We start from the raw sequence: 13108 nt of genomic DNA on the forward strand, positions 1-13108 counted from the left end.
GCAGCGACCGCGTGCCGAGAACCTCGGAGGAGCCGGCCGCGCAGCGGCTTGCGTGGACGCCGGAGGCCCGTACGCTGCCGAAGGCTTCCAGGCAAAAATGCGCGCAGCGCAAAGCACCGCGCCGGCCGGAGGTCGGCGTCCGCTCGAGTCCGTGAACCGCGACGCTCGTCGCGGCGGCTCTCAGTGGTCTTCGGTGAGGTGGCGGTAGATGGTGCCGCGGGAGACGCCGAAGGTCTCGGCGATCTGCTGGACCGTGTAGGTCTTCTCGTCGTACATCGCGCGCGCCTGCTTCGCCTTCGTGGGCGTCATCTTGAAGCGCCCGCCGCCCTTGCGTCCGCGAGCTCGCGCGGCGGCGAGACCGTCGTGGGTGCGCTCCACGATGAGGTCGTGTTCGAACTCGGCGATCGCGGCGAGCATGTGGAAGAACAGCCGGCCGCCCGGGGTGGTGGTGTCGATGCCCTGGGAGAGAGCCTTCAGTCCGATGCCGCGCTGCTGGAGGCCGTCGGCTACCTCTTTCAGGTTCCGCACGGACCGGCCGAGGCGGTCGAGCTTGGTCACGACGAGGGAGTCGCCCTCGCGGAGGTAGTCGAGAGCGTCCTCGAGCGCGGGACGCTTCGCGAGTACTCCGGAGGCGTGCTCCACGAACACCTTCTCGCAGCCGGCGGCGGTGAGCGCGTCGGTCTGAGCGTCAGGGTTCTGGTCTCTGGTCGAGACGCGCGCGTATCCGATTGAGGCCATGGCCCGACTGTACTAGGAACGCGCCTGACAGGTCATAGCTCTCGGACACGGGTCGTAGAACACGGCGCGCCGATTGAGACGCCGCGCTGCTCGACCGTCTCGTGAACGATCGTTCGCGAACACCTCGGCAGTGGTCGCTCAAATCGATTTCTGTCGATAACATCGGTGCATGCCGATTGATCACGTGCGGGGCTCCTCTGCCGCCGTCTCCCTCTTTCACTCTTTGGCCGACCCGAAGCGTCTCCAGATCGTGCGGCGACTTCAGCATGGTGAGGCTCGGGTCAGTGATCTAGTGGCGGAGCTGGGCGTGGCGCAGTCGACGGCTTCTGAGCACATGAGCTGCCTGCGCGAGTGCGGCCTGGTCGTGGGGCGTGCAGAGGGACGGCAGGTGTTCTACTCGTTGGCCCGTCCGGAGCTGATCGATCTTCTCGAGTCCGCTGAGGCACTTTTGGAGGCGACGGGGTTCCAAGCGGATCTGTGCGGCACGTTCGGGGCGGAAGCACGGAGCGCACGTGACGTGGACGCTGCCGCATCGGAGGTCCGTCGGGGCGTGGAAGTGGCGCCGTGATCGGCACTATCGCGGCGGCAATCGGACTGTTCGCTGCGACGAACATCGATGACATCGTGGTTCTGACGGTGCTGTTCCTCGCGTCCGCCCGTGGCTCGCTGCCGGGCTGGAAGGTTGTGGCGGGGCAGTACCTCGGCTTCGCGACTCTCGTCGCGATCAGCGTCGTTGCCGCCGCCGGGTTGACGATCATCCCGGATGAGTGGGTGGGGCTTTTGGGCCTGATCCCGCTGGCGATCGGTCTGTACGGGCTCATCCGCACCCTGCGCAGCAGGGGCGATGATGACGACGACGATGACGAGAGTTCGATCAGTGCGGTCGGGCTGCTGGGCGTTGCGGGGATCACGATCGCGAACGGCGCGGACAACATCTCCCTCTACACGCCCGTATTCCGCACGAGCCCGATCGCGGACACGGTGGTCACGATCATCGTGTTCTTCCTCCTCGTCGCGGTGTGGTGCCTGATCGCTCGCGTCGTCGGCACGAACAAGACGGTGACCGAGCTGTTGGAGAGGGTCGAGCACTGGCTCGTGCCTGCCGTATTCATCGGCCTGGGTCTGTTCATCCTGATCGAGTCGGGTGTTCTGCCTCGACTCCTCGAGCTGTTCTGATGCCCGCCACGCGCAGGCTCGTCCTCCGAGTGGCTTTCATCGCTGCGCTGATTGCGGCCGCGTTCGGTCTTGATCAGCTCACGAAGAGCTGGGCCCTGACAGCGCTGGAAGACGGACGCACGATCGAGCTCGCTCTCGGAGCGCGGTTCGAGTTGATCTTCAACCCCGGCGTCGCCTTCGGGATGGGCTCCGAGCTGGGACCTGCACTGGCGGTCGGACTGATCGTCATTCTTGTGACCCTCACGGTGTGGGTGTTCGTGCGGACCATCCGCGGGGCTCCGCTGGGTGGACCGGCACTTCTCGCTCTCGCCGCCGGCGGTGGCGCAGGGAACATCTGGGACCGCATCAGCCGAGCCGCGGACACGCCGCTGGGCGGAGAGGTCGTCGACTTCATCGCGGTCGACTGGTTCGCGATCTTCAACGTCGCCGACATCTTCACCACCTGCGGCATCGCCGGCTGGGCCCTCCTGCAGGTCTTCGGCAGAGCGGACGCGCCCCAACCACAGACGAGCGAAACCTGATCGAGGCGCAGCCCTGAGCCTCACCGTTCGCCGGATCACGGCGCCGTCCCCTTGTTTCTGCCGACCACCGGCCTGACAGAAAGCACCACCCGTGAAAACCAGCACCAAGGTCAACCTGATCGCCATCGCCGCGGCTGTCTTCGTCGTCGCGGTCATCGCCGCGATCGCGATCTTCCGGCCCTTCTCCGCCTCCCGCGAAGAGGTCGCCGCCGCGACGCCCGTCCTCGAGCAGAACACCCACATGCTCGATCAGGCGGAGGACGGGAAGGTGACGCTGGTCGAGTTCCTCGACTTCGAGTGCGAGGTCTGCGCGGCCGTCTACCCGACCATCGAGCAGCTGCGTGAGGAGTACGCAGGCCGGGTCACCTTCGCGACCCGCTACTTCCCGATTCCCTCGCATCGCAACTCCGAGAATGCCGCTCTCGCCGTCGAGGCAGCAGCGCGGCAGGACCGGTTCGAGGAGATGTACGACCGGATGTTCCAGACGCAGGCGAGCTGGGGCGAGAGCCAAGACTCCAAGGCCGACGTGTTCCGCGGCTTCGCGGAGGAGATCGGCCTCGACCTGGAGCAGTACGACGCGGATGTGGCCGACCCGTCGACGCTCGAGCGGGTGCGCTTTGATTTCGAGGCGGGCAAGGACCTGGGGGTGCAGGGCACGCCGACGATCTTCGTCAACGACGAGGCGATCCAGCTCGAACGCCTCGAAGACATCCAGGCCGCTCTCGACGCCGCTCTCGCCTCGTGAGCGCCCTCAGCCGCCGCGCCCTGCTGGCCCTTCCCCCGCTCGCGATGATCGGCATCGGGACCAGCGGATGCGCGCGGGACGACCTCGCGGAGCAGTACCGCGGCGGGTCGAACAAGAACTACGTCGCCGGTGACGGCACCGTCATCGAATGGCCTGTCGGCAGTCGCGGCGAGCCGGTCGACTTCGCCGGAACGAGCGAAACGGGCGACGCGATCAGCTCCGAGGATTACCGCGGGCAGGTGCTCGTCGTGAACTTCTGGTACGCCGCCTGCGCCCCCTGCCGCGCCGAAGCACCCGACCTGCAAGCGCTGCACGAGCAGTACGACGGGAACGGAGCGGCGTTTCTCGGTGTCAACGTTCGCGACCAAGCCGACACCGCCACCTCGTTCGCGAACACCTACGGCATCACCTACCCCTCGATCATCGATACCGACGCCGCCGTGGCCCTCGCGTTCTCTGGGAAGTTCGCCGCGAACGCCGTCCCTACCACCCTCGTGCTCGACGTCGACGGCCGACCCGCCGCGCGGATCCTCGGCCGGGTCACCGCCCGCTCCATCCTCGACACCCTCATCGCGGACACCATCGCGGAGGCGGCCTCGTGAACTGGGGAGAGGCTGTGTTCAGCGGCCAACTCCTGCTCGCCGCGCCCATCGCGGTCCTCGCCGGCCTCGTCTCGTTCGCGTCCCCGTGCGTGCTCCCCCTCGTCCCCGGCTACCTCGCCTACATCGGCGGAAACCCCGACCTCGCCACAGGCAGCCGGCGCCGCCTCGTCGCCGGAGTGGGCCTGTTCATCGCCGGTTTCGCCGTCGTCTTCATCGCCTACGGCGCCGCGTTCGGCGCCCTCGGGACATGGCTGCTCGAATGGCAGGACACCGTCACCCGCATCCTCGGAGTGCTCGTGATCCTCATGGGCGTCGTGTTCATCGGGCAGGTCCGGTTCCTGCAACGCACCATCCGCCCCCGCTGGAAACCCGCGACCGGACTCGCCGGAGCACCCCTGCTCGGTGTGGTGTTCGGGCTCGGCTGGACACCCTGCTTCGGGCCCACCCTCGCCGCGATCTCCGCGCTGAGCCTGGACGGCGCCTCCGCCGGCCGCGGCGCGTTCCTCGGCCTGCTGTACTGCCTGGGCCTGGGACTGCCGTTCCTGCTGATCGCCCTCGGATTCTCCTGGGCCGCCACCGCGACCAGCTTCCTCAAACGCCACATCCGCACCATCAACCTCCTCGGCGGAGGGCTACTCATCCTCATCGGCACCGCCATGGTCAGCGGCCTGTGGACCCAGTTGATCTACCGCCTCCAGAACCTGATCAACGGATTCGTCCTCCCCATCTGACCCGTCACCCCCGCCCCGAGAGGACCACCGAATGAGCGCACTCACCCCCGCCGAGACCGAACAGCTGACCCGACGCGGGCTGCGCCTGGCGCAGTTCACCGTCGCCTACAACGTCATCGAGGGCATCGTCGCGATCGCGGCCGGTATCGCCGCGGGACTCGTGTCCGTGATCGGGTTCGGCATCGACTCCGGCATCGAGTCGATCGCCGCCGTGCTGGTAGGGCTGCGCCTGGCGGCGCGGCTGCGGCATGGTGAGGCGGACGAAGCGAAGGAGCGGCGCACGTTGAAGTTCGTCGCCGTGACGTTCTTCCTCCTCGCCGCCTACGTGAGCATCGAGGGCATCCGCAGCCTGATCGCGGGTGACGCTCCCGAGTCCTCCCCGGTCAGCATCGTGCTCCTGATCCTCTCGATCATCGTCATGCCGGTCCTTGCGGCGGTGAAAACGCGTGTCGGGAAGAGGCTCGGAGACCCCCTGATCCTCGCGGACGCAGCGGAGACTCGGATCTGCGTGCTGTTGAGCGTCTCCACCCTCGTCGGGCTCGTCCTCTACGCCCTCACTGGAGCCGCGTGGCTTGACCCGGTTGCAGGGTTCGTCATCGCTCTCTTCGCCATTCACGAGGGACGCGAGGCCTGGGAAGGCGAGCTCGTAGAAGACGACGATGACGATGACTAGAGCGGGCGCCGACAGGCGAGCCACGAGCGGGCTGACGATCGATGTTCCGGGGCAGACACCCTCAACCTCAGAAGTGCTCTCCTCGGGTGCGACGCGCACGGCGGGAGGATGATCGGAGAATGATGATCGAGGTTCTTCACATCGACGACTGCCCGAACTGGAAGGACGTCGGCCCTCGCCTGGACCAGGCGCTGAAGTCCACCGGCCACTCCGACATCCCCGTCACCTACCGGCTTCTGGCGACACCGGAGGACGCCGCCGGCGTCGCTTTCGCGGGTTCCCCGACGATCACCCTCGACGGGGAAGACCTGTTCCCGTCGGGCGGGCGGACCACGGATCTTGCCTGTCGGATCTACTTCACGCCGAGCGGGCTGGCGGGTCTTCCGACGACGGAGCAGCTCGTGGAAGCGATCGCTGCCCGTGAACCCTGATTCCTCCGTCACCTGTTCCTGCTGCGGACGGGCCCGCCGTCGACGTCAGGTTCACGCACTCAACGATGGCGCCGCGTACGTGTGCCGGCGGTGCGGGCTCTGGATAGCGCTGCGCCCGGGCAGCGATCACCCCCGCGCCTCCTCATTGTCTCGGCGCTGACACGCCGGAACTCAACGCCGGTCAGGTCGTTCGGGTTGCTCTCAGCCCGAGCCGGGTGCGGCCGCGAGGCTTGAGGACGGACAGGGCGGTGATAACCACGAGAACGACGGCGCCGCCGGCGGTCGCGACGACCAGTTGCGTGCGGGTTCCCTCGAGCGTGGAGGGGATGAGCCCGTGGCGGGCGGCGAGGGACATCGTCTCGATGAGGCGCGTGTGCAGCAGGAGGACTGCGGTTGCGAAGACACTCAGCCACAGCTTGATCGCCACCCAGTAGTGGCGCACCAGTCCCCAGTGCGTTCCGAGGCCTTGCAGGATTCCGGTGGCGAGGGAGGCGAGGGCGAACGGGATGATGACGAACGTCCCCAGCGGGTCCAACGCCAAGTAGGCGCTTCGGACCGTGAAGGGGTCGCTGCTGGTCGCTCCGACGAGCGCGATCGCGAGGAACGCGCCCACCGCGCCGAACCAGCCCACGGACACCAGGACGTGGACGGTGAGGGCGACTCGGCGAGCTCGCGGGCCGAGCATCATCAGTGATTCATCATCTGCGCCCCGCCGCCGGTGAGCAGGTGCACGACGATGAAGCCGATCGCGAGGACGACGACGACGACCATGAACACCTTCACCCAGCGGGGGCGCTCCGGGACGGGCGACGGCGTGCCAGACGGGTTGGAGTCACTCATGCGCTCAGCCTAGGCACCCGCCCAACCCATCCCGTATCGATGTGGTGCGTTGCCCCTGCCCCGACATCTTCGGTCAAGTCGGGAATCTTCCGCCCGATCACCCCGTTGTCTGATACCCCCGGGGGGTATACCATCGGATCAGGCCGGAAGCGGCCGGAAGGAGTCATGATGGCGCAGCACCACCTGCACGATGACGAGCACGAGAGTGCTCACCGCACCGTCGAAGCACGCGACGTCGACGCGGGAAGGACAGGTCATCACGTGAGTACGGCCCCTGACGGGCACGCCGGGCACCAGATGCGCGGAGCGCCTGATCCTCACGCAGGCCACAACATGACGGCGGGCGCTGCCGGCCACGGCGGCCACGGCGGCCACGGCGGCCACGGCGGCCACGGCGATCATGTCGGCCAGTTCCGGCGGTTGTTCTGGATCATGCTGGTGTTCGCGGTGCCGGTGGTCGTGTTCAGCGGCATGTTCTCGATGATCCTGGGCTACTCCCTCCCCGACGTTGCGGGGGTCGGCTGGATCTCGCCGGTGCTCGGGACGGTGATGTACGTCTGGGGCGGCCGGCCCTTCCTGCAGGGGGCGGTGTCGGAGCTGCGCTCGAGGACGCCGGGGATGATGCTGCTGATCGCTCTGGCGATCACGGTCGCGTTCCTCGCGTCGTGGGGTGCGAGCGCGGGGCTGCTGGATCACGAGCTGGACTTCTGGTGGGAGCTGGCGCTGCTGATCGTGATCATGCTGCTCGGGCACTGGATCGAGATGCGCTCTCTCGCGCAGACGTCCTCGGCGCTGGACTCTCTCGCGGCGCTGCTGCCGGATGAGGCGGAGCGGGTGCGCGAGGGTGAGGTGGAGAAGGTGTCTCCCGCGGACCTGGTGCAGGGGGATGTCGTGGTCGTGCGTCCCGGCGGCCGGGTGCCGGCGGACGGCCGGGTGCTGGAGGGCACCGCGGACGTGGATGAGTCGATGATCACCGGGGAGTCCCGCCCGGTCAGTCGCGGCCCGGGATCGATGGTCGTGGCCGGCACGGTCGCCACGGACACGGCGTTGCGGGTGGAGGTGACGGCCGTCGGCGACGACACCGCTCTCGCCGGCATCCAGCGCCTGGTCACGGAGGCGCAGAACTCGTCCTCCCGGGCGCAGCGCATCGCTGATGTTGCCGCCGGGTGGTTGTTCTGGTTCGCGTTGGGCGCGGGAGTGATCACCGCGATCGTGTGGTCGCTGCTGGGCAGTCCCGACGAGGCGGTGATCCGCACCATCACGGTTCTGGTCATCGCGTGCCCGCACGCGCTGGGACTCGCGATCCCGCTGGTGGTGTCCATCGCGACCGAGCGGGCCGCGAAGGGCGGCGTCCTCGTCAAGGACCGTCTCGCGTTGGAGAGCATGCGCACGGTGACCACGGTCCTGTTCGACAAGACGGGCACCCTGACCAAGGGCGAGCCGACGCTCGCCGCCGTGCACACTGTCGACGGGGTGAACGAGGAGCAGCTGCTCGCGGTCGCTGCGGCGGTCGAGGCGGACAGTGAGCACCCTCTCGCTCGGGCGATCGTGGCAGCCGCGAACAGCCGCGGCGTGCGGGTGCCGGCAGCGACCGGTTTCCAGGCGTCGACCGCTGTCGGCGTCACGGCGCAGGTCGAGGGGCGTGCGGTGAGCGTGGGCGGTCCGTCGATGCTGCGCGCGCACGACGCTGCCGCGCTCGAGCAGACGCGCGCGTGGGAGGCGGAGGGGATGATCATCCTCCACGTCCTCGCCGGCGGTCGGGTCATCGGGGCTCTCGGGCTCGCGGATGAGGTGCGGGAGGAGTCCCGGCAGGCTGTCGACGCGCTGCACGCGATCGGCGTGCAGGTGGTCATGATCACCGGCGACGCGGAAGCGGTCGCCCGCACCGTGGGCGAGGAGCTCGGCATCGACCGGGTGTTCGCCGGCGTGAAGCCGGAGGACAAGGCCGCGAAGGTCATCGAGTTGCAGCGCGAGGGCCGACGGGTCGCGATGGTCGGTGACGGCGTCAACGACGCTCCCGCTCTCGCGCAGGCCGACGTGGGAATCGCGATCGGCGCAGGCACCGATGTCGCGATCGCATCCGCCGGGGTGATCCTGGCCTCCGATGACCCCCGGTCGGTGCTGTCCGTGATCGAGCTGTCCCGGGCCAGCTACCGGAAGATGAAGCAGAACCTGTGGTGGGCGGCCGGCTACAACCTCCTCTCCGTCCCCCTGGCCGCGGGAGTGCTCGCGCCGATCGGGTTCGTGCTGCCGATGTCGGTCGGGGCTCTGCTGATGTCCGCGTCCACGGTCGTCGTCGCCGTGAACGCGCAGCTGCTGCGCCGCCTGGAGCTGTCCCCGCAGGCCAGCACCCGCGCCGCGCGCGAACGCGACACCAGCCCAGTCCGTCACGAGGAGGGCCGCAGTACCGTCCAGGTGCGCCCGTAGTCGCCGGAGGCGACCACTCCGCGCTCGTCGGCGGCAAGGACCCACTGTTCTTCGCCGTCGACGAGCGCGAACGCCTCCGGCTGCCCCTCGAGGGTTCCGTGGCTCTGCCAGGAGCCCTCGAGAGTTCCCGTCCACAACGTCCCGTCGACGTCGACACCGACCAGCTGCCCGCCGGCACTGCCGTCCACGAGGAACAGGGCGGGCGCGCCGGAGACGGGCCGGAACGTGACCGCGGCGTCCTCGCTGACCTGTAAGCCCGTCTCGGTCGTCGCGAACACCCGGTCGGGACGCTCGGGGTCCACGGTCAGATCGCGCAGCGGCAGTTGCGCAGACGGGGTCCATGCGGCGCCGGAGTCGTCGCTGCGGAGGATGACGCCGCGGCTCGCGTCGTACCCGTACACGCGGGTCGCCGCATCGGTGAGAGCGACGGTCGCGAGGTCGTGGAAATCCGTCTCCCCACTCAGGGACACCGGCTCCCAGGTCGCGGCCGCATCGATGCTGCGGATCAGACCCAGGTTGGGTCCTGGCGCGGACCTGTCGGCGGGGTCGGGATGCCCGGAGGCGTAGAACACTCCCTCCGGGGTGATCGTGAACCCCATCGTGTCCTGCGCCCGGCCGGCGACCGGCCCTCCGCCCGCTTCGTCGTCGGTCGGGGTGGGGCTGGCCGGGTAGGTGTCCGGGAGGGTGTCGGTGGGGATCACCCACACTCCCGAGTGCGCAGCCGCGTAGGTGAGCCCGGTCACCGGATCCCAGCCCAGCCCGTGCACGTGCTCCAACCCTGCCGGCGCGGCCACGAGCGCGCCCGTCTCCACGCGGCCTGACGAAACGCAGCCGGTGAGCAGCGCCACCGTCACGGCGGCGCCGACGATGACGGCGAGACGCCGCGTGCGGCGCGAGCGGTGCCCGCAATGCTCAGCCAAGGCCGACACCCAGATCGCTCATGAAGCCTTCCGGGTCCACGGGGCTCCCGTCCACGCGCGTTTCAAAGTGCAGGTGACAGCCGGAGGAGGCGCCGGTGGAGCCCACGAGAGCGATCAGGTCGCCGGCGGCGACCGTGTCACCCACGTCCACGAGCAGGTCGCTGTTGTGCGCGTAGCCCGTCTCGATGCCGTCGCTGCTCGCCAGCAGGATCCAGTTGCCGTAGCTGCCGGCGTAGTCGGCTTCCTCGACGGTCCCACCGGTTGCGGCGACCACGGGTGTTCCGCAGGGGGCGGCGAGGTCGGTGCCCTTGTGGAACGGGCTCACTCCCGAGACCGGAGCATTCGGGCGCGGACCGAAGGTGCTCGAGATGCGGCCCGCGACCGGCACCCGCCAGGCGGCACCCGCGATGCCGCTGTCCTCGAGGGACGCGGCGGAGTCTTCTGATGCGTCGTCCACGAGGGCCGTGGCGACGGCGGCGGTCACCAGCACCTCGGGTTTGGCTTCCGCGCCGAACGCGTCACGGGTGACGGTGAGCTGCACGGCGCCGGCGGCGACGAACGTCTGCGGCTGCACCTCGCTGACGGCCAGGGTCGCGGTCGTGGTCGGGGTGCCTTCCACGGCGAACGCGGGCATGGAGGAGGTCACCGCGATCATCGTGACGAGAGTCATCGCGGACATCCCGGCCAGGCGCGGCCGCATCGTGGCCGTGCCCGGCGGGGTCGGTCGCGGGCGGGCCGCGGCGCGGGCGGCCTGCTGCAACGCGTGAGCGTCTGCGCGCGAGGGCGCCGTGTACGTCACCCGGCGTCCGAGCGTGAGCGCAGCCTGCCGCGGGGAGGCATCGCGGGTGCGGGTTCGGGTGCGGTGCACGTCGCGGCGGCGCGGGTCGCTCGTCGGCGTCGACGCGGCGCTCACCGGGCGACTCCCGAGCGAAGCGGACGGGGGTGAAGAGGAAGGCGGTGCATAGGGGGACGTTTCTGGTTCGAGCGCCCTCAGAGGGCGCGAAGAAGTAGAGGGTGGGGATCGCCAGGTACGGCGACCCCCACCGGGGCGCGGCGGTAGCGCGCACGGGCGCGACGCAGCAGCGCTCCGCCTGCCCAGGAGGGGGAAGGGGCGTCAGAAAGACGGGTCAGCGGGACGCGAGGAGATCCTGCATGGTTGCGATCTCCTCGGTCTGGGTCTGCACGATCGTGTTCGCCATGTCGATGGCGTCCGCGTTCTGGCCCTCGTCGACCTCGGTCTGCGCCATCTCCACGGCGCCCTCGTGGTGCATCATCATCTGCTCGAGGAACAGCGTCTCCGCCTCGGCGCCGGTCGCGCTCTCCAGCGAGGACATGTCCTCGTCGGACATCATCCCGTCCATGCTGTGATCCATGCCCGACATCGAGTCCTCAGCGCCCCACGCGCTGATCCACTCCTCGAGCTGCGCGATCTCCGGACCCTGCGCTTCCTTGATCTGGGTCGCGAGGTCGGTGACGTCGGTGCTGATGCCGTCCTTCGCGAGGATCATGTCGGCCATCTCCACCGCCTGCTCGTGGTGGGGCTTCATCATCTGCGCGAACATCACGTCCTGATCGTTGAAGTCCGCCTCCGCCGCAGCAGTCGAAGACGGCGACGCGGACGCGGACGAGGAGGAGCTGCTGTGGTCCATCCCCTCCATGCCGCCCGTGCCGGAGCTGTCCGAGCAGGCGGCCAGAGTAATTGCGGTCGCCAGAGCGAGAGTCGAGGCGAGAAGAGTGCGCTTGGTGTTCATGAGTGTCGTATCCGTTCAGTCGGTAGCAGGAATCGCCGGAACCGCGCCCTGCGGGCGGGGTGATGAGGTCGCAGCGGACGCTGCGACGACAGGCGAATCAGGTGCGACTGATCGACAACACCGTCAACGACGGCAGATACACATGGAACTTCGCGCGCGGAACGAGCAGCAGAAGACGCGGACCCGCGTCGAGCACGCGCGCGAACAGCGCCGGCACCCGGGCCAGGAGGATCAGGGACGCGAGGAAGAAGACGATGACGCACGTCGCCGCCATCAGAGCGCACCCCATCGCGCAACTGTCATCACACGGCACCATCGGCACGACCGCGCCCTGATCGGCGCCAGCCACGAGAGCCATCCCGCCTGTCGACGCAGCTACCGGGTCGGCGTGAGCATCGGTCTGCGCATGCGTGTGTCCTGCGGACACAGACGCGTCGGAATGGCTGCCCATCATCGAGTGCATCGCGAACACGCCCAGCAGCAGAGCCGCCAACGTCAGCACCACGACCACCGCGCGCATCAGCGGCGCGGACAGCTTAGAAACGACGCTGTCGCTCATGATCCACACCTCCGACACTGCTCGTCACTCGTCCGAGGGCATCAGAAGGGACGCCCATGCATACCCCCCTAGAGTATGCAGAAAGCAGCCGGAGCGGCTGAAAACCCCCTCCGTACCCGTCCGCCCCGCGCAGCAGCGGACGAGCTGCACCAGCACCCGGGGGATGAGGACACCGTGACCGAGCAGACGAGCGAGCAGACCGACATCACCGGCGCCCACGGCTACATCTCCGACAAGGACCAGTACCTCCGCCGCCTTCGCCGCATCGAGGGGCAGGCTCGCGGCCTGCAGAACATGGTTGAAGACGAGCAGTACTGCATCAAGATCCTCACCCAGATCTCCGCGATGACCAGCGCCCTCGAGTCCGTCGCGCTCGGTCTCCTGAACGACCACCTGAACCACTGCGTCCTCGAGGCCGCCGCAGCCGGCGGCGACGAAGCGAAGATCAAGCTGCAAGAAGCCTCCGACGCCATCGCGCGGCTCGTCCGCTCCTGACGTTCAAGTGCGCAACCCGCCCTGAATGACGCCGGCGGTCCTCGACGCAGCGGGATACCGGCGCCCTGGCTAAGCGTTCCCGCTTGTCCTTCGACGGCTTCACGGCAGTTCGATCCGCTGCGATCCGTGGGATGAGGCGAACGAACACGACCGCAGTAGCGCCGCAGCCTGGCGCAGGCGTGCCGAGGTGAGCGATGACATCGGCTATCGGGGCAGCAGTTCGGTTCGTAGGGTCGGACTTATGGAACCGTCTCGACAGCTACCCGCCATCGGCGCCCCGGCCTCCCGCGCGCTCGAGGAAGCGGGCGTGCACGATGCGGACGACCTGCGGCGGGTGGGCCTGGACCACCTCGCGACCCTCCATGGGGTAGGACCTAAGGCTCTCCGACTTCTCCAGCAGACCCTCGACGCCGACGCGCGCAAGCGGTGACAGCCGATCGATCGGGTGCTCTCCATGCACCCCGAGCATGTGTGTTCCTGCGACATGCTCGCGCCTTTG

17 protein-coding genes are annotated in these 13108 nt (G+C 68.7%); 10 read left to right on the top strand and 7 right to left on the bottom strand.

From position 1 onward, the window contains the following. Positions 1-180 precede the first annotated feature (180 nt). The gene (locus C5D44_RS14365; protein WP_104282062.1) at positions 181-738 is read right to left on the bottom strand and encodes a recombinase family protein; all 558 of its coding nucleotides are present in this window, start codon (positions 736-738) and stop codon (positions 181-183) included. 169 nt (positions 739-907) lie between these two features. Here C5D44_RS14365 and C5D44_RS14370 point away from each other — a divergent pair, with 169 nt between their 5' ends. The 8 genes from C5D44_RS14370 (at position 908) to C5D44_RS14405 (ending at position 5617) form a co-directional block, all read left to right on the top strand. Then, positions 908-1306: a helix-turn-helix transcriptional regulator gene (locus C5D44_RS14370; protein WP_104282063.1), complete on the top strand. Its 399-nt coding sequence runs from the start codon at positions 908-910 to the stop codon at positions 1304-1306. After that, entirely contained in the window at positions 1303-1914 is a 612-nt protein-coding gene (locus C5D44_RS14375; protein ID WP_055794455.1) for a cadmium resistance transporter, read from the top strand. Before C5D44_RS14370 ends, C5D44_RS14375 begins: the two co-directional genes overlap by 4 nt. A gap of 29 nt (positions 1915-1943) precedes the next feature. Next, complete coding sequence (locus C5D44_RS14380) at positions 1944-2435, top strand: signal peptidase II (RefSeq protein ID WP_162238049.1); 492 nt, start codon at positions 1944-1946, stop codon at positions 2433-2435. A 91-nt stretch (positions 2436-2526) separates the two neighbouring features. Next, on the top strand, positions 2527-3180 hold the full coding sequence (locus C5D44_RS14385) for a thioredoxin domain-containing protein (RefSeq protein ID WP_082481720.1): 654 nt from the start codon (positions 2527-2529) through the stop codon (positions 3178-3180). Further along, positions 3177-3782 carry a TlpA disulfide reductase family protein gene (locus tag C5D44_RS14390; protein WP_104233615.1) on the top strand — a complete coding sequence of 202 codons (606 nt, stop codon included), beginning with the start codon at positions 3177-3179 and terminating at the stop codon, positions 3780-3782. Before C5D44_RS14385 ends, C5D44_RS14390 begins: the two co-directional genes overlap by 4 nt. 14 nt (positions 3783-3796) lie before the next feature. Then, positions 3797-4513: a cytochrome c biogenesis CcdA family protein gene (locus C5D44_RS14395; protein WP_374952936.1), complete on the top strand. Its 717-nt coding sequence runs from the start codon at positions 3797-3799 to the stop codon at positions 4511-4513. Positions 4514-4544: 31 nt separating this feature from the next. Next, a complete protein-coding gene (locus tag C5D44_RS14400) occupies positions 4545-5186 on the top strand; it encodes a cation diffusion facilitator family transporter (RefSeq protein WP_055794460.1) in 642 nt (213 codons plus the stop codon). Positions 5187-5305: 119 nt separating this feature from the next. Next, the gene (locus C5D44_RS14405) at positions 5306-5617 is read left to right on the top strand and encodes a hypothetical protein (RefSeq protein WP_055794463.1); all 312 of its coding nucleotides are present in this window, start codon (positions 5306-5308) and stop codon (positions 5615-5617) included. Between the two features lie 181 nt (positions 5618-5798). Here C5D44_RS14405 and C5D44_RS14410 read toward each other — a convergent pair whose 3' ends face one another. Further along, the gene (locus tag C5D44_RS14410) at positions 5799-6305 is read right to left on the bottom strand and encodes a DUF2269 domain-containing protein (protein WP_219812359.1); all 507 of its coding nucleotides are present in this window, start codon (positions 6303-6305) and stop codon (positions 5799-5801) included. Further along, on the bottom strand, positions 6305-6457 hold the full coding sequence (locus C5D44_RS18150) for a hypothetical protein (RefSeq protein ID WP_157603228.1): 153 nt from the start codon (positions 6455-6457) through the stop codon (positions 6305-6307). Before C5D44_RS18150 ends, C5D44_RS14410 begins: the two co-directional genes overlap by 1 nt. A gap of 333 nt (positions 6458-6790) precedes the next feature. On the opposite strand from C5D44_RS18150, the gene C5D44_RS14415 reads away from it, so the two are divergent. Further along, positions 6791-8884: a heavy metal translocating P-type ATPase gene (locus C5D44_RS14415; protein ID WP_374954080.1), complete on the top strand. Its 2094-nt coding sequence runs from the start codon at positions 6791-6793 to the stop codon at positions 8882-8884. Here the strand turns inward: C5D44_RS14415 and C5D44_RS14420 are convergent. From C5D44_RS14420 to C5D44_RS14435, 4 genes are all read right to left on the bottom strand, one after another. Beyond that, positions 8845-9804: a F510_1955 family glycosylhydrolase gene (locus C5D44_RS14420; protein ID WP_146078441.1), complete on the bottom strand. Its 960-nt coding sequence runs from the start codon at positions 9802-9804 to the stop codon at positions 8845-8847. The genes C5D44_RS14415 and C5D44_RS14420 overlap by 40 nt on opposite strands. After that, on the bottom strand, positions 9797-10474 hold the full coding sequence (locus C5D44_RS14425; protein ID WP_181118521.1) for a M23 family metallopeptidase: 678 nt from the start codon (positions 10472-10474) through the stop codon (positions 9797-9799). The genes C5D44_RS14420 and C5D44_RS14425 overlap by 8 nt, the downstream gene beginning before the upstream one ends. 457 nt (positions 10475-10931) lie before the next feature. Further along, on the bottom strand, positions 10932-11555 hold the full coding sequence (locus C5D44_RS14430) for a DUF305 domain-containing protein (protein ID WP_055794475.1): 624 nt from the start codon (positions 11553-11555) through the stop codon (positions 10932-10934). A 97-nt stretch (positions 11556-11652) separates the two neighbouring features. Further along, a complete protein-coding gene (locus tag C5D44_RS14435) occupies positions 11653-12114 on the bottom strand; it encodes a hypothetical protein (protein WP_146078443.1) in 462 nt (153 codons plus the stop codon). 174 nt (positions 12115-12288) lie between these two features. Between C5D44_RS14435 and C5D44_RS14440 the strand changes: the two genes are divergently transcribed. Next, on the top strand, positions 12289-12609 hold the full coding sequence (locus tag C5D44_RS14440; RefSeq protein ID WP_055794478.1) for a metal-sensitive transcriptional regulator: 321 nt from the start codon (positions 12289-12291) through the stop codon (positions 12607-12609). The last annotated feature ends 499 nt before the right edge of the window (positions 12610-13108 follow it).

It is taken from the genome of Rathayibacter sp. AY1B5 (assembly GCF_002932795.1).
In the GTDB taxonomy this organism is placed as follows: Bacteria; Actinomycetota; Actinomycetes; order Actinomycetales; family Microbacteriaceae; genus Rathayibacter.